The organism is Micromonospora sp. NPDC007208, assembly GCF_042869175.1.
Taxonomy (GTDB): domain Bacteria; phylum Actinomycetota; class Actinomycetes; order Mycobacteriales; family Micromonosporaceae; genus Micromonospora; species Micromonospora foliorum.
Genome location: NZ_JBIAFG010000001.1, coordinates 497,309 through 521,731 on the forward strand (window position 1 = coordinate 497,309; position 24,423 = coordinate 521,731).

Consider the following 24,423-nt stretch of genomic DNA (forward strand, 5'->3'; position numbering starts at 1 on the left):
GGGGGGGTGGGGGGGGGGGGGGGGGGGGGGGGGGGGGGGGGGGGGGGGGGGGCGCGCCCCCCCCCCCCCCCCGCCGCTCAGCAGTTGCGGAGTTCGGGGGACTGGTTGAGCAGTTGGCCGCGGGTCGACACGAAGCGGCGGTAGCGCTCACCCTCGACGGCTGCCGGGCGGAACGCGGCGACGCGATGGCAGTTCTGGAAGGCCAGGCGTACGCCGAAGTGCCGTTCCAGGCCGGCGCGGATCGCGTCGCTCGCCAGCGCGCGGAGCAACTGACCCCGGTCGGCGTCGGTGGGCGGCGGGACGACGTTGTCGGCCAGTTCGGCGTCGCCGGCCTCCAACTCGGCGACCACCCGGCTGACGGTGGCCCAGGCGTACGGCAGCGAGTCACGGACGCAGGCAATGAACGCCTCGTCGTCGACGGGGCCGCGTTCGGCGGCGTCGAGCAGGGCGGGCGGGACGGTGAGCGACATGGTTCTCCTCCGCTGTAGCTAATGATTACCGTTTTCAACAACGGCTCCGACTGAGCAGACCACGTCCCTCGGACGACGTCAACGATGTCCCGGCGCGCCACGCCGCGACTCACGCACAGCACCTGCGAAGGCGCGCCCGCGAAGAGCGCGTGTGGACATCGGCAACAACGCGCGGAACATCGAAGGCTCCTGCACAAAGCGCATGCGAAAGATCCCGCGCGAAGGCGCCGCGAAGATCCGCGCGAAGGCGCCCGTGACGACCCGCGCGAAGGCGCCCGCGACGACCCGCGCGACAGCGCCCGCGGAGAGCCCGCACGGACGAACCGTGTCGTGGGCGAACGTGAAGGCGTCAGGGCCTGCGGGGGTGGCCCTTGAGGTGCCGGCCCAGCTCGCGGGCGATCTCCCGGTTGGCGTCGCGCTCGGCCAGCGTCTGCCGCTTGTCGTACGAGCGCTTGCCCTTCGCGAGGGCCAGTTCGACCTTGGCGAAGCCGTTCTCGAAGTACATCGACAGCGGGACGAGGGTCACCCCGCCCTCGCGGACCTTGTCCAGGATCCGGTCGATCTCGGCGCGGTGCAGCAGCAGCTTGCGGTTGCGACGCGGGGCGTGGTTGGTCCACGTGCCGTAGGCGTACTCGGCGATGTGCAGGCCGTACAGCACGATTTCGCCGTCGCGTTCGTGCGCGAACGCGTCGACCAGCGAGGCCCGTCCCTCGCGCAGTGACTTCACCTCGGTGCCGACCAGCACGATGCCCGCCTCGTACGTGCGCAGGACGGTGTACTCGTGTCGGGCCTTCTTGTTCGAGGCGATCAACCGGCGTGCGGGCGGCTTTGACGGGGTCACCAGGCGACGATATCCGGCCGCCCGGGCAGCCTGTACCGGCCGCGCCGCCCGGGCAGCCGTACCGGCCGCGCTGCCCGGGCAGCCGTACCGGCCGCGCTGCCCGGGCAGCCGTACCGGCCGCGCCGCGGGGCAGCCGTACCGGCCGGCTCAGCCGCGCGCGGGGCGTAGGCGCGCGGTCAGGTCCCGTACCGCGTCCGCGAACGCCTCCTGCGACTCACACGGCAAGTGTCCCAGGATCGGTGGGGGAACGCTGTCGCTGGGCGCCGGCACCACGTCCTGCGGGTCGGTCAACCGTCGGTCCACGGTCGCCGCCGGCCCGGTCAGCGTCTCGGCCTCCCCTGGTCGGTGGGAGGCGAAGATCCAGCCGCCGATCGGGTCGGTGTCGCGCCACAGGTTGATCCAGCGCCAGCCGATCCGTTCGCCGATCTCCCGCAGCGCCGGTTCGTCGGCGTACGCCGGGAACAGCCGGGAGTACAGCCGGCCCAGCGGCGATCCGTAGGTCAGCAGGGCGACCCGGCCGGTGACCCGGGTGGGCAGTTGCAGGACCGTGGCGGCGAGCAGCACCGAGCCGTGGCTGTGTCCGGCCAGCAGCACACCCTTCCCCTGCTCCACCAGGTAGGTGATCCGCTTGGCCAGCTCCGGCACGGCCCGCTCGGCGTAGCAGGGCGGCGCGAACGGGTGCGCGGCCCGGGGCCAGAAGGTGCCCAGGTCCCAGAGCACCCCCACGTAGCGACGGAACTGCGCTGTCCGGTACGCGAAGATGCCGCCCACCACCAGGCCGAGCAGGATCGCGGCGATCACGTAGCTACCCGACCCGATCAGGAAGTTGACCATGCCTTCCGGCACGCCGACGTAGCGCTGCGCCACGTCGCCCGGCAGGAGCTGGAGCAGGCCGAGCACGCTGGTGGCCAGGCCGAGCGCCGCCAGGCCGGCGTACACCACGGAGAGCGGTTCCAACCGTTCGGTGAAGCGGGCCCGGGCCACCGACTGCTCGACCCGCCGCAGCCGCCCCGCCGCCTGCGGCGGCGCGTGCGGAAAGTCGGCGGCCACGATCGCCCGCGCGGCCCGCCGCCGCCCACGCCGGGTGATCCTGGTGACCAGGCCGGCCACCAGCAGCGCGGTCACCACCGCCAGGAAAAACCCGAAGATCGCCCACTTGTACGCCAGCGGAGGGCTGGTCTCCAGGCTGTCCGCGGTCGTCCCGTCGCGATCGAGCAGGTCCGCCACCCGGTAGACCAGCTCGGCGGAGAACGCCACGGCGAGCCCGGCCGAGATCGTCATGAAGACCGGCGCTCCCAACGCGCGCAGAGGTGACCTGCGCTGCCCGCCGCCGCGCCGCCAGATCACCAGTGTGGCGAGCGCGGCCACCAGTACGGTCTGGCTGACGAACAGCCAGGCCACGATCGCGCTGTAACCGGGCAGCGCACCGCCTTGCGGCCATGGCGCCGGGCTGATGACGACGTGCACGATCACCAGCATCGTCACGCCGCAGGCGATCGTGCGTAGCGCGCGGAAGACGCCGTCCACCCGGGGCGACGGGTCGGTGCGGTCAATGCTCTGCACCACGGTGACCAGGGCCAGGCAGGCCAGCAGCACCGCCCCGGTGGCCGCCAGCAGGATCGCCATCACCGCCGAGCGGTGCTGGCTGGCTCGCGCGGCCAGCAGGCTACCGCTCAGCGTGGCGAACGCCGCCGCGACGTGGACCGAGCGCAGCCGACCCACCAGCGGCTCGCCGTCCCACTGGCCGACGGCGCTCAACTGGTGTTTCGACGTCGGCGTCGACGGCGTCCGGAACGCGTCGAACGAATGGCCCGGGCGAGCGCCCAGCCACCAGACCAACCCGATGGCGCCGACCGGCACGAGCGCCAACACACCCAGACGCAGCCCGATCGGGCGCCCGCCGAGCCAGGACAGCCAGCTCCGGCCGGCCAGGCAGGACGGGGTGTCCATGCAGCGCCACGCGATCAGGTCCAGCGCCACCCCGACGATGGAGAGCACGTAGAGCACGGTGAGGGTGAGGGCGAGCACCCGGCACAGCGCCATGAAGCCGCGCTTCGAATCGGTGTTCGCCGGGCGCATCCAGAGCGCCACGTTGCAGAGCATGAACGGCAACAGGAAGACCAGCGACAGGGTCCGCACGGCCGTGCCGGACGGCAGGTCACCCCAGCGGTACGCCTCCAGCGTCACCCCGTCCGTCCCGGTGGAGTCGGGATAGCCGGGACGTGGTCGGTAGAATCCTCCGCTGCGGTCCCCGGCGACCTGGTGCACATGTGGCCGGTCCAACACCTGGTCCGCCCCCGCGCCGGAGACACCGTGCACCCGCAGCTCCACGATCCCGCCCGACGTGGTCGGTCCGGTCGGTGTCGCGTCCGGCATGGGCCCCCCGAGGTGTGCACGGCAACCGGGCGGGTCGTCGATGTTCGGCCACCCGCGCGGCCCCTCGGCTTACCCGCCTGCGAGGCGGTCAACCGTGCTCCGGGCCCCGGCGATGGTGCGGTCGACCCTCGACAGGTGATTTCATGGCGCCATGGCGAACCCGGTGATCCTGACCGTCGACGACGACCCCGTGGTGTCCCGGGCGGTGGCCCGGGACATCCGGCGCCGCTACGGCGACCGCTACCGGGTGTTGCGGGCATCCTCCGGGCCGGAGGCGCTGGACGCGCTGCGCGAGGTCAAACTGCGCGGTGAACAGGTGGCGCTGCTGCTGGCCGACCACCGGATGCCGGAGATGACCGGCGTCGAGTTTTTGGAGGCGGCGATGGACATCTTCCCGGCCGCCCGCCGGGTGCTGCTCACCGCGTACGCGGACACCGACGCCGCGATCGAGGCCATCAACGTGGTCGACCTGGACCACTACCTGCTCAAGCCCTGGCACCCGCCGGAGGAGAAGCTCTACCCGGTGGTCGACGGGCTGCTGGAGGCCTGGGCGGTCACCCCGGACGCGGCCAGCGCCGAGATCCGGGTCGTCGGGCACCGCTGGTCGGCGCCGTCGTTCAAGGTCCGGGACTTCCTGGCCCGCAACCTGGTGCCGTACCGGTGGTTGTTGTCCGACGACCCGGAGGGCGTCCGGCTGCTCGACGCGGCCGGGGCCACCGAGGCGGACGTACCCCTGGTGGTGACGCCCGAGGGCAAGGCGTTGGTCGCGCCGAGCGAGGCCGAGTTGGCCGCGCTGGCCGGGTTGACGGTGGTGCCGGCGTGTGACTTCTACGACCTGGTGGTGATCGGCGGTGGCCCCGCCGGCCTCGGCTCGGCGGTGTACGGCGCGTCGGAGGGGCTGCGCACCGTGCTCGTGGAGCGACGGGCGACCGGCGGTCAGGCCGGGCAGAGCAGCCGGATCGAGAACTACCTGGGCTTCCCGGACGGTGTGTCCGGCGCGCAGTTGACCGATCGGGCCCGGCGGCAGGCGGTCAAGTTCGGCGCCGAGCTGCTCAGCGCCCGGGAGGTGGTCGGTCTCAGCGAGGCCGGCGGCGCCCGGCTGCTGCGCTTCGGCGACGGCAGCGAGATCGCCGCGCACACCGTGGTGCTGGCCACCGGCGTGTCGTACCGGGTGCTCGACGCCCCGGGGCTGGCCGACTTCACCGGGCGGGGAGTGTTCTACGGTGCCGCCGCCACCGAGGCGCCGAGCTGCGTCGAGCAGGACGTCTACATCGTCGGCGGTGCCAACTCCGCCGGCCAGGCGGCGGTCCACTTCTCCCGGTACGCGTCGCGGGTGCACCTGCTCATCCGTGGTGCGGACCTGACCAACTCGATGTCGCGTTACCTGATCGACCAGCTGGAACGGATCGACCGGATCACCGTGCACCCGCACACCGCCGTGGTCGGCGGGGCGGGGGAGGACCACCTGGAACGGCTCACCCTCTGCGACACCCGCACCGGGGAGGCACGCTCGGTCGACACCTCCTGGCTGTTCATCTTCATCGGCGCGGAGCCCCGCACGGACTGGCTGGACGGGGTGCTGGTCCGCGACGGGCGCGGTTTCATCGTGACCGGCCCGGATCTGCTCGCCGGGGGTCGGCGGCCGGCCGGCTGGTCGCTGTCGCGCGACCCGTACCACCTGGAGACCAGCGTGCCGGGCGTGTTCGCCGCCGGGGACGTGCGGGCCGAGTCGGTCAAGCGGGTCGCCTCGGCCGTCGGCGAGGGTGCGATGGCGGTGTCGCTGGTGCACCGCTACCTGGAAGCCCAATGAGCTGGCTTTTGCGAGCGAAGGAGTCCCAGTGACCACCGAGTCTGACCGGCTGACACCGGCGCAGTTGCGCACCCTGTTCCTGTTCGAGGCGCTCGACGACGGGCAGCTCGACTGGCTGGCCGAGCACGGCCGGGTCGAGCAGCGCGCCGGCGGCACCCTCGTGTACGGCGAGGGCGAGCCCGCTACCTGCTTCTTCGTGCTGGTGCGCGGGGCGGTGGCGTTGAGTCGCCTGGTGCGCGGCGACGACGTCGAGGTCAGCCGGACCGACCAGCGCGGGGTGTACGGCGGGGCCACTCAGGCGTACCTGGGCGACCAGGTGGAGCAGATCTACCGCAACAGCCTGCGGGCGGTGACCGACGCGGAGTTCTTCGTGCTGCCGGCGGAGGACATCGCGTACGCCCTGCGGTCCTGGTTCCCGATGCCCATGCACCTGTTGGAGGGGCTGTTCTTCGGGATGCGGGACAGTCAGGCCATCGTCGGTGAGCGGGAGCGGCTGCTGGCCCTCGGTTCGCTCTCGGCGGGGCTGACCCACGAGCTGAACAACCCGGCCGCGGCGGCGGTGCGGGCCACGTCGGTGCTGCGCGACCGGGTCGCCGGGATGCGGCACAAGCTCGCCATGATCGCCGACGGGCGGCTCGACGGCAGTGCCCTGCACGGCCTGGTCGCGTTGCAGGAGGAGGCGGTCGCCCGGGTGGCCACCGCGCCGAAGTTGACCCCGATGGCAACCGCCGACGCCGAGGACACCCTCACCGACTGGCTGGAGGAGCACGGGGTCGGCGGGGCCTGGGACCTGGCGCCGATCCTGGTCGGTGGTGGGCTCGACGCGGCCTGGTTGGCGCAGGTGAAGGCCGCGGTCGGCGCCGCGGACCTGGAGGCGGCGGTGCGCTGGCTCACCTACACCGTCGACACCGAGCTGCTGATGCGCGAGATCGGCGACGCGGTCACCCGGATCTCCGGGCTGGTGGACGCCGCCAAGCAGTACTCGCAGCTGGACCGCGCGCCGCACCGGGTGGTGGACGTGCACGACCTGCTCGACGCCACGCTGGTGATGTTCAAGGGCAAGATCCCCGCCGAGGTCAAGCTGGTCCGCGAGTACGACCGCGGCCTCCCACCCGTCCCGGCGTACGCGGCCGAGCTGAACCAGGTGTGGACCAACCTCATCGACAACGCGTTGGGCGCGATGGGCGAGAAGGGCGTGCTGACCGTCCGCACCGGACGGGTCGGCGACCTGCTGGCGGTGGAGATCACCGACACCGGGCCGGGCATCCCGCCGGAGGTGCGTCCGCGCATCTTCGAGCCGTTCTTCACCACGAAGCCCGTCGGCGCGGGCACCGGCCTGGGGCTGGACATCTCGTACCGGATCGTGGTGCACAAACACCACGGCGACATCCGGGTGGAGACCGAGCCGGGACGAACCACCTTCCGGGTCCTGCTGCCGATCACCGAGGGCGCACCGGACTGAAGTCCGCGCGCGTCCCCCGCGCCGATCTTGCAGTTTCAGTCGTCGAATTGCGGCGCGACGCCCCTTGTGTCGGGACAGTAAGTGCAAGATCGCGGGGGTGGGGGCGGTCAGGCGGGGGGACCGGGGGTGAGGAAGTCGGCTAGTACCCGGGTGTGGGTGGAGAACGCCAGCTCGACCGGGTCGGTGAGCACCAGCCACTCGGTCGCCTCCTCGGTGGGCGCTGACGGTGGCAGGTCCTCGGCCGCCCGCTCGGGCAGCACTCCGAAGATCATCATCGTGCCACCGGCCGGTGCGCCGTGCACCGCGAAGAGGCGGGCGTCCTCGGCCGCCGCGATCAGGCCGGTCTCCTCCCGCAGCTCACGGACGAGTGCGTCGGACCACTCCTCGCCGTACTCGATGAAGCCGCCGGGCAGCGCGAGCAGGCCGCGGGCCGGCTCGATGTCCCGGCGGACCACCACCACACCCAGGCCCTCGGCCGTACGGACCGGCAGCACCGCGACCGCCACCGGCAGCGGGTTGCGCCAGACGGTCTCCCCGCAGACCGCGCAGACTCGCGGCCATCCGGCGGTCGCCGGGTAGGCGGCGCCGCAGTAGGAGCAGTGCGAGTACGGCGTGCCGGTCATGCCGCAGCACGTTACTCCGACCGCCACGCCGCCGCCTTCGGCGCTCGACCGCTACCCGATGCCTGAAACGCCGCCCGCGATGCCGGGCCGCCGCCTGCAATGCCGGGCCGCCGCCCGCAATGCCGGGCCGCCCAGCCAGGTCGTCGCCCGTAAATACCGGGGCGTGCTCAGGCTGCCGGGTTGCCCGTGTAGAAGGCGGTGGTGCGTTCGGCGGCGGCCTTCGCCTCGTCGGCGTCGGTGCCGGCGGCGATGCTCGCCTCGCCCCACAGGTGGCTGCTCAGCTCCATGGCCCGTCGTCCCTCGTCGGAGGCGGTCCACTCGGCGCTCTGCTCGGGGGTGATCCCGCTGCCGTCGCCGGCCAGGTGCGAGGCGAGGCCGAGCAGGCCGAGGTCCCAGCCGACACCGACCGCGCCCGGCCCGAACTGGGCCCACCGGTCCTGGTCGACGTGCGCGATGTGGTCCAGGTCGAGGCGGGCCCGCTCGTCGCCGACCGGGGTGACCCGCACCTCGATCCAGCTCACCTCGTCGCCGTACTCCCAGGTGGCGGTGAAACGGTGCGGCGGCTCGCAGCTCTCGATGGTGCCGTGGGCGTTGCCCTGGAGCTGGTACGTGCCGCCGAGCCGCAGGTCACCGGAGATCGGCAGGAACCAGCGCGGGATGCGCTCGGCGCTGGTGCAGGCGTCCCACAGATCCTCGACCGTCGCCTGGTAGGTCTGGCTGATCGTGGTGACCCGCGCCTCGCCGGCTTCCAGGGTGCGGCTGCCGACCTTGCGCTGGACGGCGTTGATCTGCTCGGTGGCGTCGAACATCAGGTGTTCCTCTCGTCGGGTGGGTCGGCGGGCCCGCGTAGCCGACGCTCACGTCGGCCCCGGGCCAGCTCGGTGGCGAGTGCCGCCAGGGGTGGGGTCCAAAACCGGCGGAAGTGCTCCAGCCAGCCGTCGACCTCGCGCAGTGGGCGTGGGTCGACCGCGTAGAGCCGCCGGGTGCCCTCTGGCCGCACGGTGGCGAAGCCGTTGTCGCGTAGCACCTTGAGGTGCTGGGACACGGCGGGCTGGGAGATGCCGAACTCCTCGCGGATGACCGCGCTGACCGCACCGGCGGTCTGCTCGCCACCGGCGAGCAGCTCCAGGATGCGGCGCCGGACCGGATCGCCCAGCACGTCGAAGGCGTGCACGTCGACAGTTGTATCACCACCGGCTTATTTAAGCCAAGTCTGATACTCCGATGAGCTTGTCCAGCCGGATCGGCAGCTCCCGGATCCGCACGCCGGTCGCGTGGTGCACCGCGTTGGCGACCGCCGCCGCGGCGCCGACGATGCCGATCTCGCCGAGCCCTTTCACCCCGGCCGGGTTCAGCTCGTCGTCCCGCTCGTCCAGCCAGTACGCCTCGATGGACTCCACGTCCGCGCAGCCGGTGATGTGGTAGGTGGCCAGGTCGTGGTTGACCCAGTCGCCGTACCGCTCGTCGAGGAGGCCCTCCTCGTGCAGCGCCATCGACAGGCCCATCGTCATGCCGCCGATGAGCTGGCTGCGCGCCGTCGTCGGGTTGACCACCCGCCCCGCCGCGAACACCCCGAGCATCCGGTTCAGCCGTACCTCGCCGGTGTCCGCGTCGACCCGCACCTCGACGAACTGCGCCCCGTACGCGTACCGGGGCAGCGCGGGCTGCCCGCCCACCTCCTCGGTGGTGTCCGCCTCGGCGGTCACCTCGCCGGTCGGCGGCCCGCCGTCGCGCAGTTTCTCGCGCAGCGCCTGCGCGGCGCGGATCACCGCCCAGCTCCAGCTGGCGGTTCCCATCGAGCCGCCGGCCAGCGCCGCGGCCGGCAGCGCGGTGTCACCGATCAGAATCTCCACCCGCTCCGGCGGCACCCCGAGCGCGTCGGCGGCCACCTGCCAGATCGCCGTCCGGGCGCCGGTGCCGATGTCGGTGGCGTTGATCTGGACCAGGAAGCTCCCGTCGGGCCGGGCGGTGGCCGTCGCCGAGGATGGCCGGGCCCGGGCCGGGTAGCTCGACCCGGCCACCCCCGTCCCGATCAACCAGCGCCCGTCGCGCCGGGACCGGAGCGACGGATCACGGCCGGCCCAGCCGAAGCGCTCCGCGCCCTCGCGCAGGCAGGCCGCCAGGTTGCGGCTGGTGAACGGGCGTCCCTGGTCCGGGTCGACAGCGGTGTCGTTGCGGACGCGCAGCTCCACCGGGTCGATGCCGACGGCGAGGGCCAGCTCGTCCATCGCGGACTCCAGGGCGTACGCGCCGGGGCACTCGCCCGGCGCGCGCATCCAGAACGGCGTGGGCACGTCGAGGCGGACCAACCGGTGCGTGGTGCGGCGGTGCGGTGCGGCGTACATGCTGCGGGTGTAGACGGCGGTCTGCTCGGCGAACTCTCGGACGGTCGAGGTCTGGCTGACCGCGTCGTGGCAGATGGCGGTGAGCCGACCGTCGGTGTCGGCGGCGAGGCGGACCCGCTGGATGGTGGGGGTGCGGTAACCGACCGGCCCGAACAGTTGCTGGCGGGTCAGCGCCAGCTTGACCGGGCGGTCCACGTGCCGGGCGGCGAGGGCGGCCAGCACCACCGACGCCTTGGCGTAGCCCTTGCTGCCGAAGCCGCCACCGACGTGCTCGGCAACGACCCGGATCGACTCCGGCGGCAGCTCGAACAGCTCGGCGAGGGTGGCGCGCACCGGTGTCGCGCCCTGGGTGGAGTCGTGCACCAGGAGCCGTCCGTCGTGCCACTGCGCGGTGGTGGCGTGCGGCTCCATCGGGTTGTTGTGGTACGCCGGCGTCCGGTAGGTGACGTCCACCCGCACCGGGGCGGCCGCGTACCCGGCGTCGAAGTCGCCCTCGGCGGTGTCCGTCGGATAGCTGGGGTTGACCTGGTCCGGCTTGTACAGGCCGGGGTGGTCCTCGGTGAGCACCGTGCTGTGCGGGCCGGTGTCGTAGTCGATCCGGACCAGTCGGGCGCCCTCACGGGCCGCCTCCAGGGTGGTGGCCACCACCACGGCGACGTACTGCCCCCGGTAGTGCACCGTCGGCTCCTGCAACAGCCGCAGCTCCGGCTGCGGGCCGGGCGCCATTCGGGGCGCGTTGCCGTGGTGCACCACGGCCAGCACACCGTGCGACGCCAGCGCCTCCGTCGTGTCGATCCGGGTGATCCGGCCGCGCACCACCGCCGACGGGACCGCCCAGCCGTAGGTGACCCCGTCCACCGGGTACTCCACCGCGTACCGGGCCGTGCCGGTGACCTTCGCCGGGCCCTCCAAACGGGGGTACGCCCGTCCGACCGCGCCGGTGCTCACGACGACGCCAGTTCGGTGAGCGCCCGTACGGTGATGGCCCGGGTCAGGGGCAGCTTGAACCCGTTGTGCCGCAGCGGGCGCGCCTCGGCCAGCTCCGCGTCGGCGGCCCGTGCCGCCAGCTCCGGGCTGAACGGACGACCGCGTAGCTCCGCTTCGGCCCGGTACGCCCGCCACGGCCGGTGCGCCACCGCCCCGTACGCCAGCCGCACGTCGCGGACCACGTCCCCGTCGAGGTCCAGCACCGCGGCCACCGAGCCGGCGGCGAAGGCGAACGAGGCCCGGTCGCGCACCTTGAGGTACGTCGAGCGGCGCGCGGCCGGTAGTGGCGGTAGCCGGACGGCGGTGATCAGCGTGCCCCGGGTCAGGGTGGTCTCCCGTTCCGGGTGGGTGCCGGGGGAGCGGTAGAGCTCGGCGATCGGGATGTCCCGGGGGCCGTCGGCGTCGTGCACCTCCACCACCGTGTCGAGGGCGGCCAGCGCGACGGCCAGGTCGGACGGGTGGGTGGCGACGCACTGCTCGGACCAGTCCAGCACCGCCAGGTCGCGGTTCTGGCCGTGCAGGGCGGCGCAACCGCTGCCCGGCTCCCGTTTGTTGCACGCCTTGCCGGTGTCCTGGAAGTAGACGCAGCGGGTGCGCTGCAACAGGTTGCCGCCGGTGGTGGCCATGTTGCGCAGCTGTCCGGAGGCGGCGGCGAGCAGGGCGCGGGCCAGCACCGGGTAGTCGCGGCGCACCACCGGGTGGGCCGCGAGGTCGCTGTTGCGGACGGTCGCGCCGATCCGCAGCCCGCCGTCGGGTAGCTCCTCGACGGCGTCGAGCGGGAGCCGGGTGACGTCCACCAGCACGTCGGGGCGCTGCACCCCGAGCTTCATGAGGTCCACCAGGTTGGTTCCGCCGCCCAGGTAGGCGGCCTGCGGTTCGGCCGTCAGCACGGCGACCGCCTCGGCCACGTCGGCGGGTCGGTGGTAGCGGAAGGCCCTCACGAGGACGCCGCCGTCTCGCGCACGGCCGCGACGATGTGCGGGTACGCGGCGCAGCGGCACAGGTTGCCGGCCATCCGCTCGCGGATCTCCGCGTCGGTCAGCTCGCCGGGCGTGTTCAGGTCGCCGGTGACCGCGCTGGGCCAACCCCGGGCGACCTCGTCGAGCATGCCGCGGGCGGAGCAGAGCTGCCCGGGGGTGCAGTAGCCGCACTGGAACGCGTCGTGCGCGATGAAGGCGGCCTGCAACGGGGACAGCTCGTCCGGCCCGGCCAGCCCTTCGACGGTCACCACCGACCGGCCGTCCACGGTGACCGCGAAGACCAGGCAACTCTTCACCCGCCGGCCGTCGAGCAGCACCGTGCAGGAGCCGCACTGGCCGTGGTCGCAGCCCTTCTTCGCCCCGGTCAGGTCGAGGTGCTCGCGCAGCGCGTCGAGCAGGGTGGTGCGGTTGTCCAGGGTCACCTCGCGGGACGCGCCGTTGACCTCGACCGTCACCCGGGACGAGTGGCGCTCGTCGGTCGTCGTCGCGTTCTCCGGTCCGCCCTGCACCGGCCCAGACTAGCTTTGTCGGTATATCTCAGGGCGAATAACGCAAAGCGCTTCGTACGGGAGGTGACGACGGTGACGGCCGGACTGCTGCTGGCCGCCGGCGCCGGGCGGCGCTACGGCCGACCGAAGGCGCTTGTCGAGCTGGACGGCGAGCCGCTGGTGCGGCGCGCGATCCGGCTGCTCGGCGACGGCGGCTGTGCGCCCGTGCACGTGGTGCTCGGCGCGGGCGCCGACGAGGTACCCGACCTGCCCGGCGCGGTGCCGGTGCGGCACGACCGCTGGTCCGACGGACTGGGCTCGTCGCTGTTGCGGGGCCTGGCCTCGCTGCCGGCCGATGTGTCGGCCGTCGTCGTGGTCCTCGTCGACCAGCCGCTGCTCAGCCCGGTCGCGGTGCGCCGGGTGCGGGCGGCGTACGCCGGCGGCGCGGTCATCGCGGTCGCCACCTACGCCGGCCGACCCGGGCACCCGATCCTGCTGACTCGACGAACCTGGCCGCTGCTGAGCGGGTACGCCGTCGGCGACCGGGGCGCCCGCGACCTGCTGCGCGACCGGCCGGACCTGGTGGTCGAGGTGCCCTGCGACGACGTCGGCTCCCCGGCCGACGTGGACATCCCGGCCGATCTGCTCCGACTCCGCCCGGTCAGCGGCGGGTCAGCCAGCGGGGCAGCCCTTCGCTGGTGACCGCGTGATAGGTGATCATGACGATGACGCCGATCAGGCCCAGCAGCGGGCTGACGAACCAGCCGAGCAGACCGCTGAGCCCGTACAGGACCAGGCCGGTGACCGGTCGCAGCCGCTGCGTTCGCACGTACTCGGGGCTGACCCGGCGCTCGAGTAGCGCCGGGTGGCGGTGCAGGTAGCCGAAGAACACCAGCCAGGGTGCCGACATCAGGGCCGCGGCCAGCGCGTACAGGGCGACGGCCGCACGTTGGTCGTCGGTGTCGCCGTGGGTGAACGCCGAGGCCAGCACCGCGGTGGGGAAGGGGATGATCACCGCGCCGAAGAGCACGCCGAGGTTGATCCAGCTCAGTGTGAGCGTGGTGCCGCGGATCAGCCGCAGCAGCGCGTGGTGGTTGAGCCAGAGCACCCCGATGTAGACGAAGGACACCACGAAGGCCAGGTAGGAGGCGCCCTCGTCGAGCAGGCCGGTGAGCAGCTCCCCCTCGTGGTATTCCGGCACCCGCAACTCGATGACCAGCAGCGTGATGACGATGGCGAAGACGCCGTCGCTGAAGGCCGTCATCCGGTCGGTGGCGGACACTCGCCCCTGGGGATCGGGCTGCTCGACCTCGTCGGGTGCTGCGGACATTGCCGCAGGCTAGCCACTCGGTGACACGGTCGGCGGCGGTTTCGTCCGATCGGGACGGGAACGGCCGCCCAGGCTCGACACCCCAGGCGGCCGTTCCCGTCCCGCCCCCGTTCAGGCCACCGGCGTCGCGGTGCCGGTCGTGCGGGCGAGCCGCTGGTGGGCGCGGATCAGCTCGGCGTAGCGCAGACCGCTCGCCTTCACCGTCCGGCGCTGGGTGGCGTAGTCGACGTGCACCAGCCCGAAGCGCTTGTCGTAGCCGTACGCCCACTCGAAGTTGTCCAGCAGCGACCAGACGAAGTAGCCGTCCAGGGGAACCCCTCGGGCCACCGCCGACGCGCACGCGGCCAGGTGCTGCTCCAGGTGGTCGGTGCGCTCCTTGTCCTCCACCGTGCCGTCCGCGGTGACCTCGTCCGGCCACGCCGAGCCGCTCTCGGTGACGATGATCCGGGCCGGCCGGTACTCCTCGTGCACGTCGACGAGCAGCCGCTCCAGGCCGGCAGGGTACATCTCCCAGCCCATCGCGGTCTCCACCGAGCCGGGCACCGGCACCTGCCGGGCGTACGGGGCCGCGCCGGTGGGGTCGTCGACCACCAGCTGACGGAAGTAGTAGTTCACCCCGAGGAAGTCCGTCGGCGTGGCGATCACCGCCAGGTCGTCGCCTCGTACCGGCGGCTCGACACCGTAGGTGGCGATCATGTCGGCGGGGTAGCCGCGCCCGTGGATCGGGTCCAACCACCACCGGTTGACGTGCCCGTCGGCCCGGCGGGCCGCCGCGACGTCCTCGGGCCGGTCGGTCGCCGCCTCGATCGGGCTGAGGTTGAGCACCAGGCCCACCGAGGCCGGCCGGGCGGCGTTGGCGCGGATCGCCTGGGTGGCCAGGCCGTGCCCGAGCAGCACGTGGTGCGAGGCGTGCACCGCGCGGGTGAGGTCGCGCTCACCCGGGGCCATCCGCCCCTCCAGGTGCCCGATCCAGCACACGCAGAGCGGTTCGTTGACGGTGTTCCAGTCGGCGACCCGGTCACCGAGGCGGGCGGCGACCACCGCCGCGTAGTCGGCGAACGCCTCGGCGGTGGCCCGCTCCGGCCAACCGCCCCGGTCCTGGAGAGCCTGCGGCAGATCCCAGTGGTAGAGCGTGACGAACGGCCGGATCCCGTCGGCGAGCAACGTGTCGACGAGCCGGTCGTAGAAGTCCAGCCCGGCGGCGTTGACCCGCCCGACGCCGTCGGGCATGACCCGGGGCCAGGCCACCGAGAACCGGTACGCGTCCACGCCGAGTCGGCGCAGCAGCGCCAGGTCCTCCGGCCACCGGTGGTAGTGGTCGCACGCCACCGCGCCGGTGTCGCCGTTGTCGACGTTGCCGGGGGTCGCCGAGAAGGTGTCCCAGATGGACGGCGCCCGGCCGTCGGCGTCGACGGCCCCCTCGATCTGGTACGCCGCCGTGGCGACACCCCAGAGGAAGTCGGGTGGCAGCTTGGACAGGTCGGGCACGGGTCGGTTCTCCTCTGGGGTTGGATGACTCACTTGACCGCGCCGGCGGTGAGGCCGGCGACGAAGTAGCGCTGCAGGGCCAGGAATCCGACGACGACCGGGATGCTGACCACCAGAGAGGCGGCCATGATCTGGTTCCAGTAGACGTTGAACTGGGTGGAGTAGCCCTGGAGGCCGACGGCCAGGGTGCGGCTGCCCTCGTCGGTCATCACCGACGCGAACAGCACCTCACCCCAGGCGGTCATGAACGCGTACACGGTGACCGCGACCACGCCGGGCACGGCGGCCGGCAGGATGACCTGGAACAGGGTGCGCAGCGGACCGGCGCCGTCGACCTGCGCCGCCTCGTCCAGACCTCGGGGGATCGAGTCGAAGTAGCCGACCAGCATCCAGATCGAGAACGGCAGCGAGAAGGTCAGGTACGTGATGACCAGGCCGGTACGGCTGGCGTACAGCTCGATGCCGGTGGCGTTGCCCAGGTTGACGTAGATGAGGAACAGCGGCAGCAGGAACAGGATGCCGGGGAACATCTGCGTGGACAGCACCGTCACCGAGAAGACACCCCGGCCGCGGAACCGGTACCGGCTCACCGCGAAGGCGGCGAAGATGGCCACCGCCACCGAGCAGACCGCCGCGATGCTGGACACCACCAGGCTGTTCACCAGGTACCGGGCCAGCGGCACGGTGCTCCACATGTCGACGAACGGTTGCAGGGTGGGCCGGCTGGGCCACCAGGTGAAGCCGTTCTGGACGTCCTGCAACGGCTTCGCCGCCGACGTGACCATCACGTAGAGCGGGATGACGACGAAGAGGGCGAGCAGGGTCAGCACGATGCGCCGGCCCCAGCGCTCACCGGCGGTCTCACGCATGGTCGTCCCTCCGACGGTTGGTGATCAGCAGGTACGCGGCCGAGACGACCAGCAGGAACAGCAGCAGCGCCACCGACATCGCCGACCCGGAGCCGAAGTCCCAGGTCTTGAAGGAGCTTCGGTAGATGTGGATGGAGATGAGGTCGGCCTGCGCCGGCGCGGAGCCGCCGAACAGCACGAACGGGGTGTTGAAGTCGTTGAACGTCCACAGGAACAGCACCAGCAGCAGCACCAGGTTGACCGGCCGCAGCATCGGCAGAGTGACCGAGCGCAGCCGGCGCCAGAACCCGGCGCCGTCGATCGCGGCGGCCTCGTACAGCTCGCCGGGAACGTTCTGCAGCCCGGCCATCAGGCACAGGAACGCGAACGGCCAGTTGCGCCAGACCGACACGAGCAGCAGCGACCAGAAGCTGTTGTCGCCGATCAACCAGAACGGCCGCTCGTTCATCAGCCCGAGCTGGTCCACGAGCACGTGGTTGACCAGGCCGGTGTCGCGTTGCAGCAGGAAGCTCCAGGTGATCACGGCGGCGTAGACCGGCAGCGCGTACGGGGTGAGGAACAGCGCCCGCAGGATCGCCCGTCCACGGAACGGCCGTTGCAGGACGACCGCCGCCGAGATGCCGAGCAGCCAGGCGAACCCGACCGAGAGCAGGCTGTAGGCCAGGGTGATCCAGAACGAGTGCAGCAGGTCCTTGCCGGCGGCGCTGTTCAGGTCGAGTGTCGCCCGGTAGTTCTCCAGCCCGATGAAGGGGGCGGTGGACCAGTCGCGGATGTGGAACTGGGTCAGCTCCAGCAGGCTCATCCAGACCCCGACAACCATCGGGATCACGTGGATGGCGAGTTCCAGCACGACGGCCGGTGCGAGCAGCAGGTAGGGCAGGAGCGAGCGGCGGGGGCCGCGGGGCCGGCGGACCGGCCCCCGGGCCGGCGACCCGGCCCGGGGTTCGCGCCGGTCGGCGTCCGGCGCGGTGGTGCTGGTTGCCATCGGGGTCCTCTCGGAGGCGGTGGCCGTGGCCGGGCTCAGCGCCCGACCACGGCCACCGGTGACGCCTCGGTCAGCGCATCTTCTGCTGCGCGTCGGTCAGCTTGGCCTTCACCGACTCCTCGGTGACCGGCTTGCCGCTGGCCGCGTCGGCGAACAACTCCTTCATCGCGGTGCCGACCAGGGTCTCGAAGGTGCTCTCCTCGGGCACCTGCGGCAGCGGGGCCGCGGTGGTGACCAGAGTCTCCTGGATGGTCTTCTGCTCCGGGGCGCTGAACGCCGGGTCGGAGGCCGCGGTCTTCACCGCCGGCAGCGAGCCGTACGTCTTGTTGAGGATCGTCTGCTCCTCGTCGCTGGTCATGAACTTGACGAAGTTCAGCGCGCCGTCCTTGTTCTTGGTGTGCTTGAAGACCGCGATGTTGATTCCGGCGACCATGCTGTTGACCTTCTTGCCGCCGGCCGGCGGGTTGGCCAGGAACGGCACCGGGGCAACCCCGTACGCGTCGGCGGGCATGTTCTGCGTCTTCAGGTTCGAGCCGGCGGACTGCCAGAGCAGCATGGCGGCCTTGCCGTTGGCGAAGTCGGAGACCGACTGGTTCTGCGCGTACTCGGCGTTGCTCGGGTTGGTGATCTTGTCGGCGGCCATGAAGTCGATGTACCGCTTGATCGCCGAGACGTTCTGCGGGGTGTCGAAGGTCGGCTTGCCGGCCGAGTCGAACCACTCACCGCCGTATTGCTGGCTGAAGGCGAACGCGTGGTGGGCGTTCTCCGACGGGTTGGCCCCCTCGATCGCCAGGCCCCACTTGCCGCCGGTGCTCAGCTTCTTGCCGTACTCGGCGACCTGCTCCCAGGTGGTCGGGGGCGCGGTGATGCCGGCGTCGGCGAACGACTTCTTGTTGTAGTACAGGCTGTACGCCATGCTGTAGATCGGCACGGCCGCGGGCGGCTTGCCGGGGGCGCCGGCGGCGGCGAGCGCGGCGGGCACGATCCGGTCCTTGCCGCCGACGGCCTGCAGGGTGGCGTCGTCGAACTCGACGAGCGCGCCGGTGGCCTGCAACGACGCCGACCAGGTGTTGCCGATGTTGACCACGTCCGGGCCCTTGCCGGAGGTCGCGGCGGCCAGCAGTCGGTTGAGCAGGTCGGGCCAGGGGACGACCTCAACGTTGACCTTGATGCCGGTCTGCTTCTCGAACTTGTCCAGCTCCGGCTGGAGGATGGTCTTGTCGGCCTCCAGGCTGGCGCCCTGGTTGCTGGCCCAGTAGGTGAGCGTCTTGGCGCCTGCGGCGGAGTCGTCGCCGGAGCCACCGCAGGCCGTCAACGAGGCGGCGGCCAGTACGGCGGCGGTGAATATCCCGAGGTGTCGTCTCGACACGGTTAGCCCTTCCGGTGCGTGGTGGGGGTCCGCCGGCTTCCGTCGCCGATAGGGGTTGTGAGGCGACGGGCGGCCGGCTGCGGACAGGGGTCGGGGGTGCGCCGTCGGGGTCCGTCGGCGTTTCCCGGGAGTTACATCACGGCTTAATTTATGTCGTCATTAAAGTTGCTGGTCGGTGGGTCGTCAAGCACGAGGCGGTTACAGTCGCCTCGAACGGCCGACGGGAACGAGGTGACGAGTGGAGCTGGCGCGTGCCACCAACCGCAGCGTGCGGCTGCGCAACCGGTCCGCCCTGTTGACCAAGCTCTTCCTGGACGGCCCGCTCACCCGGCAGGACCTGGTGCGCAGCACCGGGCTGAGCCAGCCCGCGGTCAGCAACGTGGTGGCCGACATGATCGACGAAGGGCTGGTCGCCGAGGCCGGTGCCGCCGAGTCCGACGGCGGCCGGCCCAGCATGCTGCTGCGGATCGCGCCCCGCTTCGCCTTCCTGGTCGGCGTGGACGTCGGCGAGACCCGGGTCCGGGTGGAGCTGTTCGACTTCGCGATGACCCTGCTGGCCAGCGTCGAGTACCCGCTCGACCCGGCCCGTACCGAACCCGACCTGGTGGCCGGGCACGTGCTGGCCGGCATCGACGCGGTCACCGGGTCGGCCGGGGTGGCCCCCGACGACGTGCTCGGCGTCGGCATCGGCGTCTCCGGTGTGGTCGAGCAGGGCACCGAGGCCGTCGTGCACGCCCAGGCCCTCGGCTGGGACCGGGTGCCGCTGGAACGGCTCATCGGCGCCGGCACCGGCCTGCCGCTGCACATCGACAACGGCGCCAAGACCCTCGGCCAGGCCGAGATGTGGTTCGGCGCCGGCCGGGGCGCCCGGCACGCCGTCTTCGCGCTGGTCGGTTCCGGGGTGGGCGCGTCGGTGGTGACCAACGGCGCCACCTACCGCGGCGCGTCCAGCAGCGCGGGGGAGTGGGGGCACACCACCCTGGTGTACGGCGGCCGCGCCTGCCGGTGCGGCGCGCGCGGCTGCCTGGAGGCGTACGTCGGGGCGGAGGCGATCATCGACCGCTACCGGGAGGCGCGCCGGGGTCGACCGGTGCCGGGCGAGGACGAGGAGTCCCAGATCGCGGCGCTGGTGGCCGCCGCCGAGACCTCCGCCACCGCCCGACGGGTGCTGGACGACACCGCCGGCTACCTCGGCGCCGGGGTGGCCAACCTGATCAACCTGTTCAACCCGGAGCGCGTGGTGCTCGGCGGCTGGGCGGCGATGGCCCTCGGCGACCTGCTGCCGGCCGTACGGGAGGCGGCCGGCCGGCAGGCGCTGCGCCAGCCGTACGAGCAGGCGTCGATCGAGCTGTGCCGGCTCGGGGTGGACGCGGTGGCGCTGGGCGCGGCCACCCTGCCGATCGCCCGTTTCCTCACCGAGGGCGGCGTCCGCCGCTGAGCGGAGGCGACGGCGCCACCGACGGCAAATTACACAAAAAAGATCCTCGGGATAAATAACGAAGTTATAGATCGATGTCTTGACGCCGTCGCAATCTCGCCGCAACACTCCTACGAGAGCGCTCTCCGGCCCGCGACGCCGCATCGGCGGCACCACCCACGGCGTCACGGGCGACCTGACCCCATCCATGCGGCACCCCGTGACCCCCTATCGACAGGCGATGTCATGACATCTCGCGCTACATCCGTACGCCCGCGTCCTCGGGTTGTGCGGCACCTGCTCGTCGGACTCACCGTGGCCCTGGTCGCGGCGCTCACGCCGACCGGGACCACGACACCCGCGCAGGCCGCCCCCGTCCTGCTGTCCCAGGGCCGCACGGCAACCGCCTCGTCCACCGAGAACGCCGGAACCCCCGCCGCCGCCGCTGTCGACGGCAACACCGGCACCCGCTGGTCCAGCGCGTTCAGCGACCCGCAGTGGCTCCAGGTCGACCTGGGCGCCCGGGCCACCATCAGCCAGGTCAACCTGCTCTGGGAGGGCGCCTACGGACGGGCCTTCCAGCTCCAGACCTCCGACAACGGGTCCACCTGGACCACGATCTACTCCACCACGACCGCCACCGGCGGCACTCAGAACCTCACCGTCTCCGGCGCCGGCCGCTACGTCCGCATGTACGGCACCGCCCGGGGGACCGGCTACGGCTACTCGCTCTGGGAGTTCCAGGTCTACGGCGAGACCGGCGGCGGCACCGGCGAGCCGCCGGTCGGCACGACCGATCCGTACAACCCCAACCTCGGGCCGAACACGTTCGTCTTCGACCCGAGCACGCCGACGTCGACCATCCAGAGTCGACTGAACACGCTCTTCACCCAGCAGGAGACCAACCAGTTCGGCCCGCAGCGGTACGCTGTGCTGTTCAAGCCCGGCACCTACACCGCAGACGTCAACCTCGGCTTCTTCACCCAGGTCGCCGGCCTGGGCATGAGCCCCGACGACGTCAACCTCAACGGCCACGTCCGTACCGAGGCGTTCTGGATGGGCGGCAACGCCACCCAGAACTTCTGGCGGGCCGCCGAGAACCTCTCGGTCACCCTGCCCGCCGGGCAGACCGTGGAGCGGTGGGCGGTCTCCCAGGCCGCGCCGTACCGACGGATGCACCTGCGCGGCGCGCAGAACCAGATCCAGCTCTGGAACGGCGGCGACGGCTGGTCCAGCGGTGGCCTACTCGCCGACACCCGCATCGACGGTCTGGTCGTCTCCGGCTCGCAGCAGCAGTGGTACTCCCGCAACAGCGAGTTCGGCAACGGCTGGACCGGCTCGGTCTGGAACATGGTCTTCCAGGGCGTCAACGGAGCTCCCGCGCCGAGCTTCCCCAACCCGTCGCACACCGTCATCCCGCAGACCCCGCAGGTCCGCGAGAAGCCGTTCCTGTACGTGACCGGCAGCGGTGAGTACCGGGTCTTCGTGCCGGCGCTGCGCACCAACTCCACCGGCACCAGCTGGTACAACAAGACCCCGGCCGGCTCGTCCATCTCGCTGTCGCAGTTCTTCGTGGTCCAGCCCGGCACCAGCGCCGCCACCATCAACGCGGCCCTCGCCCAGGGGCGGCACCTGCTCTTCACCCCGGGCGTGCACCACGTCACCGAGCCGATCCAGGTCAACCGGGCCGACACCGTCGTCCTCGGTCTCGGCCTGGCCACCATCCAGGCCGACAACGGCGCGGTGGGCATGCGGGTGGCCGACGTGGACGGCGTGAAGGTGGCCGGCATCATGTTCGAGGCCGGCACGACGAACTCGCCGGTGCTGATGGAGGTCGGGCCGTCCGGCTCGTCCGCGAGCCACGCCACGAACCCGACCTCGCTGCACGACGTGTTCTTCCGCATCGGCGGGCCGCACGTCGGCAAGGCCACCAACACGCTGACCGTCAACAGCGACAACGTGATCGGCGACCACATGTGGCTGTGGCGGGCCGACCACGCCGCCAGCGGCGTACCGACCGGGTGGACGCTGAACACCGCCGACACCGGGCTCACCGTCAACGGCGACAACGTCACCATGTACGGCCTCTTCGTCGAGCATTACCAGAAGTACCAGACCATCTGGAACGGCAACGGCGGGCGGACGTACTTCTACCAGAACGAGCTGCCGTACGACGTACCGAACCAGGCGGCCTGGATGAACGGGTCGACCCGGGGCTACGCCGCGTACAAGGTGGCCGACTCGGTGACCAGTCACCAGGCGTTCGGGCTGGGTAGCTACAGCTACTTCAACGTCAACCCCGCGGTGGTCGAGGAACGGTCCTTCGAGGTGCCCACCAACCCGAACGTGCGCTTCACGAACATGGTCACCGTCTCGCTCGGTGGCGTCGGCACCATCAATCGGGTGATCAACAACGCCGGTGGCACCGCGAACGCGGCCAACCAGACGGTGTACCTGACCACCTACCCCTGACCGGGGCGCCCGCCGACCCGGACGTCTGACGGACCGGGTCGGCCGGGTCGCACCGTGGGCCGAGGCCGGCCCGGTCCCGCCGAGACCGGGCCGGCTTTGGTCGTGCCGCTCAACCGGCCAGCACCTCGGCCGCCGCCCGCTCACCGGCGCGCACCGCGCCCTCCAGGTAGCCACTCCAGCACGCGCCGACGCCGACGCGCCGGGGATGGGAGGTCGGCCTCGGCTCGGCCGCCTAGCCTCCCGAGGCCTTGAATCTCAGGGCCAGGTAGTAGACGCCGCTTGCCACCAGGTTGAGGGCGTTGATGATGCTGGTACCGAAGTCCTGGAAACTTGTGCCATAACGTCGAGCGTCAGGAGCGAATGCCTCATATGCAACCAGCTCGACTTCCCGGCTCTTGGTGCGTATGAGGTTCAGCCAATGTAGCAGCTCTGCTGATTCACCATTCAGCAGCAGATGGGTGGTTCCCAGAGATCGCGGGTCGTGGGTCGCGGCGTGCAACTCGGCAGCGTCCAGATCATCTAGGATCAGCCTATCGGCCGGTCGCTCGTTGTACTCCGCGGATATCAGTTCACGACAGTAGGCGGCGACCTTGGCTAGTTCGCCCTGAAGCCAGGGTTCTTGCTGTGCGTCCGCGCGGTGTTCCGCCATGCCGACAAGGGCGTGAAGCGAGTCCAGTTGTCCCCGAAGACGAATCCGCGGATGCGACTTCGGCACGAAGAAGTCCGCGTTGAGCTGCGTGACGTACGGGGCCTGTGAACCTACGACTTGGCCACAAGAGATGCAGGCGACGTCGTCACGGGGCGAGATCGTGAAGGGGGGGTCTGCAGGGTGTGTCATGCTCCGTGCTCTTCCATCTCGGCAAAGGGGTTGACGGACTCCCTGCCTTTCGCCCATGGGAGTCTACGCATCAGGGCCGACTCTAGGACGATCCGAGGAGAGGCGCAGCGCAGTTCACGGAGTTGATCGATGCGTGGCCCTCGACATAGTCGGCTCCGATTTGGAGAACCTCGGTAAAAAGTGCCTTGGTGAATTTTCCATGCGTGACGACTGCGACCGTACTGAACCCCGCATCCGACGCCGAGTCGATGACCGCTTGGAATGCGCCACGAACCCGCTCGACGAAGGGGCCGTACTCCTCGCCTCCTGGGACACAGTTGCGCCCTTCGCCCGGTACGAAGTCCAGCCTGTCCAGGAGGTAACCAAACAGCTCTCGGGCCTGCGATCTGGTGTGACCGCTCAACACACCGTATGTGTTTCGTTCTCGAAGGTCGAAGACGACTGTCACAGGTAGGTGTAGTTCGCGACCGATGATTTCCGCGGACTCTCGTGCTCTCGCAAGCGGGCTGCTGTAGACAGCCTGCAGTCCGAACCCTTTGAGGTCACCCACCACCTGGACGATTTGAGCGCGGCCGCGATCCGTCAACCGAAAGTCGGCGGCCCCGCCGTAGCTGTCACTCAAATCGTCCTCAGACTCACCGTGCCGCACAACGTAGACGAGCACTGCAGAGGCCTCCTCGAAGGTCGAGCACAGGTGATGTGATTGCTGGACAGGCCCTCATTCAGGATACCAAGCGTCATGAATCATGCGGGACGGCGTCGGGCCATCCTGATTCTGGTATTTTCCCGAGTACTGCGGCTCGGGCGAGCCATGCAGGGAGAACCAGTAGATCTGACCAAAAAGAATTCCGGCATAGACGCGGGTAGGCCGTTGAACAGTAATCTCCAGCGTGATTTGGCCCTCGAATCCCACATCGATCAGCCCGGCGGTTATGTGGTTGGTGACGAACTTCCGGCCAACCGAGCTTCGTCCTGTGATCAAGGATGCGAAAACCCGGGACCCGAACACCTCTGCCGTATGTCCGAGGTAACACTCTCCGGGCTGAAGTACCAAGCCGTCGCTGGCTATCAACACTTCTTCGAACTCGTCAACCCCCCGAAGGTCGATCTCTTCGGACACAAGGCGAAGCAGGCTGTCCCCCAGCGTGTAGTTGTACGAGTTGGGGTTCAGCTGATCCTCCCTGAATGGGGAGATCAGAATCTCTCCGCTCGCAACGGCGTCCCGTATTCGGGAACCGGTGAGCCAACCTCCGAGTCTTGTCACGGAATTCCC

Annotated in this window: 22 protein-coding genes; 5 read left to right on the top strand and 17 right to left on the bottom strand. The window is 70.9% G+C overall.

Annotated elements, in window-relative coordinates:
* Positions 1-77: 77 nt before the first annotated feature.
* The 3 genes from ACFYL6_RS02055 to ACFYL6_RS02065 all read right to left on the bottom strand — a co-directional run bounded on the left by ACFYL6_RS02055 (position 78) and on the right by ACFYL6_RS02065 (position 3,687).
* Complete coding sequence (locus tag ACFYL6_RS02055; protein ID WP_387166222.1) at positions 78-470, bottom strand: SCO5389 family protein; 393 nt, start codon at positions 468-470, stop codon at positions 78-80.
* A 349-nt stretch (positions 471-819) separates the two neighbouring features.
* Positions 820-1,311 (bottom strand): SsrA-binding protein SmpB, encoded by a 492-nt coding sequence (smpB, locus tag ACFYL6_RS02060; protein ID WP_124856073.1) that lies wholly within the window; start codon positions 1,309-1,311, stop codon positions 820-822.
* A 147-nt stretch (positions 1,312-1,458) separates the two neighbouring features.
* Positions 1,459-3,687: a hypothetical protein gene (locus ACFYL6_RS02065; RefSeq protein ID WP_387166224.1), complete on the bottom strand. Its 2,229-nt coding sequence runs from the start codon at positions 3,685-3,687 to the stop codon at positions 1,459-1,461.
* A gap of 151 nt (positions 3,688-3,838) precedes the next feature.
* On the opposite strand from ACFYL6_RS02065, the gene ACFYL6_RS02070 reads away from it, so the two are divergent.
* Entirely contained in the window at positions 3,839-5,497 is a 1,659-nt protein-coding gene (locus tag ACFYL6_RS02070; protein ID WP_238661189.1) for an FAD-dependent oxidoreductase, read from the top strand.
* Between the two features lie 28 nt (positions 5,498-5,525).
* Positions 5,526-6,959 (top strand): ATP-binding protein, encoded by a 1,434-nt coding sequence (locus ACFYL6_RS02075; protein ID WP_387166226.1) that lies wholly within the window; start codon positions 5,526-5,528, stop codon positions 6,957-6,959.
* A 107-nt stretch (positions 6,960-7,066) separates the two neighbouring features.
* On the opposite strand, the gene ACFYL6_RS02080 is transcribed toward ACFYL6_RS02075, so the two are convergent.
* The 6 genes from ACFYL6_RS02080 to ACFYL6_RS02105 form a co-directional block, all read right to left on the bottom strand.
* Positions 7,067-7,582: an NUDIX domain-containing protein gene (locus tag ACFYL6_RS02080; protein ID WP_387166228.1), complete on the bottom strand. Its 516-nt coding sequence runs from the start codon at positions 7,580-7,582 to the stop codon at positions 7,067-7,069.
* A 167-nt stretch (positions 7,583-7,749) separates the two neighbouring features.
* Positions 7,750-8,391 (bottom strand): SRPBCC family protein, encoded by a 642-nt coding sequence (locus ACFYL6_RS02085; protein WP_387166230.1) that lies wholly within the window; start codon positions 8,389-8,391, stop codon positions 7,750-7,752.
* Entirely contained in the window at positions 8,391-8,756 is a 366-nt protein-coding gene (locus tag ACFYL6_RS02090) for a helix-turn-helix transcriptional regulator (RefSeq protein ID WP_091398629.1), read from the bottom strand. The genes ACFYL6_RS02085 and ACFYL6_RS02090 overlap by 1 nt, the downstream gene beginning before the upstream one ends.
* A gap of 28 nt (positions 8,757-8,784) precedes the next feature.
* Positions 8,785-10,875 (bottom strand): xanthine dehydrogenase family protein molybdopterin-binding subunit, encoded by a 2,091-nt coding sequence (locus ACFYL6_RS02095; protein ID WP_387166232.1) that lies wholly within the window; start codon positions 10,873-10,875, stop codon positions 8,785-8,787.
* A complete protein-coding gene (locus tag ACFYL6_RS02100) occupies positions 10,872-11,855 on the bottom strand; it encodes an FAD binding domain-containing protein (protein ID WP_387166234.1) in 984 nt (327 codons plus the stop codon). Before ACFYL6_RS02100 ends, ACFYL6_RS02095 begins: the two co-directional genes overlap by 4 nt.
* On the bottom strand, positions 11,852-12,349 hold the full coding sequence (locus tag ACFYL6_RS02105; RefSeq protein ID WP_387166834.1) for a 2Fe-2S iron-sulfur cluster-binding protein: 498 nt from the start codon (positions 12,347-12,349) through the stop codon (positions 11,852-11,854). The genes ACFYL6_RS02100 and ACFYL6_RS02105 overlap by 4 nt, the downstream gene beginning before the upstream one ends.
* Positions 12,350-12,475: 126 nt before the next feature.
* Here ACFYL6_RS02105 and ACFYL6_RS02110 point away from each other — a divergent pair, with 126 nt between their 5' ends.
* Positions 12,476-13,084, top strand: a complete 609-nt coding sequence (locus ACFYL6_RS02110; RefSeq protein WP_387166236.1) for an NTP transferase domain-containing protein — start codon at positions 12,476-12,478, stop codon at positions 13,082-13,084.
* Here the strand turns inward: ACFYL6_RS02110 and ACFYL6_RS02115 are convergent.
* The 5 genes from ACFYL6_RS02115 to ACFYL6_RS02135 all read right to left on the bottom strand — a co-directional run bounded on the left by ACFYL6_RS02115 (position 13,044) and on the right by ACFYL6_RS02135 (position 18,423).
* Positions 13,044-13,712, bottom strand: a complete 669-nt coding sequence (locus ACFYL6_RS02115) for a TMEM175 family protein (protein ID WP_387166238.1) — start codon at positions 13,710-13,712, stop codon at positions 13,044-13,046. The genes ACFYL6_RS02110 and ACFYL6_RS02115 overlap by 41 nt on opposite strands.
* 111 nt (positions 13,713-13,823) lie before the next feature.
* Positions 13,824-15,200, bottom strand: a complete 1,377-nt coding sequence (locus ACFYL6_RS02120; RefSeq protein WP_387166240.1) for a GH1 family beta-glucosidase — start codon at positions 15,198-15,200, stop codon at positions 13,824-13,826.
* A 29-nt stretch (positions 15,201-15,229) separates the two neighbouring features.
* Positions 15,230-16,069, bottom strand: coding sequence for a carbohydrate ABC transporter permease (locus ACFYL6_RS02125; RefSeq protein ID WP_130401223.1), 840 nt, complete (start codon positions 16,067-16,069; stop codon positions 15,230-15,232).
* Positions 16,062-17,054, bottom strand: coding sequence for a carbohydrate ABC transporter permease (locus tag ACFYL6_RS02130; protein WP_387166243.1), 993 nt, complete (start codon positions 17,052-17,054; stop codon positions 16,062-16,064). The genes ACFYL6_RS02125 and ACFYL6_RS02130 overlap by 8 nt, the downstream gene beginning before the upstream one ends.
* 70 nt (positions 17,055-17,124) lie before the next feature.
* On the bottom strand, positions 17,125-18,423 hold the full coding sequence (locus tag ACFYL6_RS02135) for an ABC transporter substrate-binding protein (RefSeq protein ID WP_387166245.1): 1,299 nt from the start codon (positions 18,421-18,423) through the stop codon (positions 17,125-17,127).
* Between the two features lie 238 nt (positions 18,424-18,661).
* Here ACFYL6_RS02135 and ACFYL6_RS02140 point away from each other — a divergent pair, with 238 nt between their 5' ends.
* Positions 18,662-19,861: an ROK family protein gene (locus tag ACFYL6_RS02140; RefSeq protein ID WP_387166247.1), complete on the top strand. Its 1,200-nt coding sequence runs from the start codon at positions 18,662-18,664 to the stop codon at positions 19,859-19,861.
* Positions 19,862-20,086: 225 nt separating this feature from the next.
* Complete coding sequence (locus ACFYL6_RS02145; RefSeq protein ID WP_387166249.1) at positions 20,087-22,312, top strand: discoidin domain-containing protein; 2,226 nt, start codon at positions 20,087-20,089, stop codon at positions 22,310-22,312.
* A 232-nt stretch (positions 22,313-22,544) separates the two neighbouring features.
* Here ACFYL6_RS02145 and ACFYL6_RS02150 read toward each other — a convergent pair whose 3' ends face one another.
* From ACFYL6_RS02150 to dcd, 3 genes are all read right to left on the bottom strand, one after another.
* Complete coding sequence (locus ACFYL6_RS02150; RefSeq protein ID WP_387166251.1) at positions 22,545-23,150, bottom strand: hypothetical protein; 606 nt, start codon at positions 23,148-23,150, stop codon at positions 22,545-22,547.
* Positions 23,151-23,232: 82 nt separating this feature from the next.
* On the bottom strand, positions 23,233-23,814 hold the full coding sequence (locus ACFYL6_RS02155; protein WP_387166253.1) for a histidine phosphatase family protein: 582 nt from the start codon (positions 23,812-23,814) through the stop codon (positions 23,233-23,235).
* A 54-nt stretch (positions 23,815-23,868) separates the two neighbouring features.
* Positions 23,869-24,414: a dCTP deaminase gene (gene dcd / locus ACFYL6_RS02160; RefSeq protein WP_387166255.1), complete on the bottom strand. Its 546-nt coding sequence runs from the start codon at positions 24,412-24,414 to the stop codon at positions 23,869-23,871.
* Positions 24,415-24,423: the final 9 nt, after the last annotated feature.

Excerpts from the sequence above, each read along its gene's own strand:
- ACFYL6_RS02085 (WP_387166230.1), bottom strand. The coding sequence starts at position 8,391 with ATGTTCGACGCCACCGAGCAGATCAACGCCGTCCAGCGCAAGGTCGGC.
- ACFYL6_RS02080 (WP_387166228.1), bottom strand. The coding sequence starts at position 7,582 with ATGACCGGCACGCCGTACTCGCACTGCTCCTACTGCGGCGCCGCCTAC.
- ACFYL6_RS02070 (WP_238661189.1), top strand. The coding sequence starts at position 3,839 with ATGGCGAACCCGGTGATCCTGACCGTCGACGACGACCCCGTGGTGTCC.
- ACFYL6_RS02115 (WP_387166238.1), bottom strand. The coding sequence starts at position 13,712 with ATGTCCGCAGCACCCGACGAGGTCGAGCAGCCCGATCCCCAGGGGCGA.
- ACFYL6_RS02055 (WP_387166222.1), bottom strand. The coding sequence starts at position 470 with ATGTCGCTCACCGTCCCGCCCGCCCTGCTCGACGCCGCCGAACGCGGC.
- ACFYL6_RS02145 (WP_387166249.1), top strand. The coding sequence starts at position 20,087 with ATGACATCTCGCGCTACATCCGTACGCCCGCGTCCTCGGGTTGTGCGG.
- ACFYL6_RS02125 (WP_130401223.1), bottom strand. The coding sequence starts at position 16,069 with ATGCGTGAGACCGCCGGTGAGCGCTGGGGCCGGCGCATCGTGCTGACC.
- ACFYL6_RS02150 (WP_387166251.1), bottom strand. The coding sequence starts at position 23,150 with ATGACACACCCTGCAGACCCCCCCTTCACGATCTCGCCCCGTGACGAC.
- ACFYL6_RS02065 (WP_387166224.1), bottom strand. The coding sequence starts at position 3,687 with ATGCCGGACGCGACACCGACCGGACCGACCACGTCGGGCGGGATCGTG.
- ACFYL6_RS02130 (WP_387166243.1), bottom strand. The coding sequence starts at position 17,054 with ATGGCAACCAGCACCACCGCGCCGGACGCCGACCGGCGCGAACCCCGG.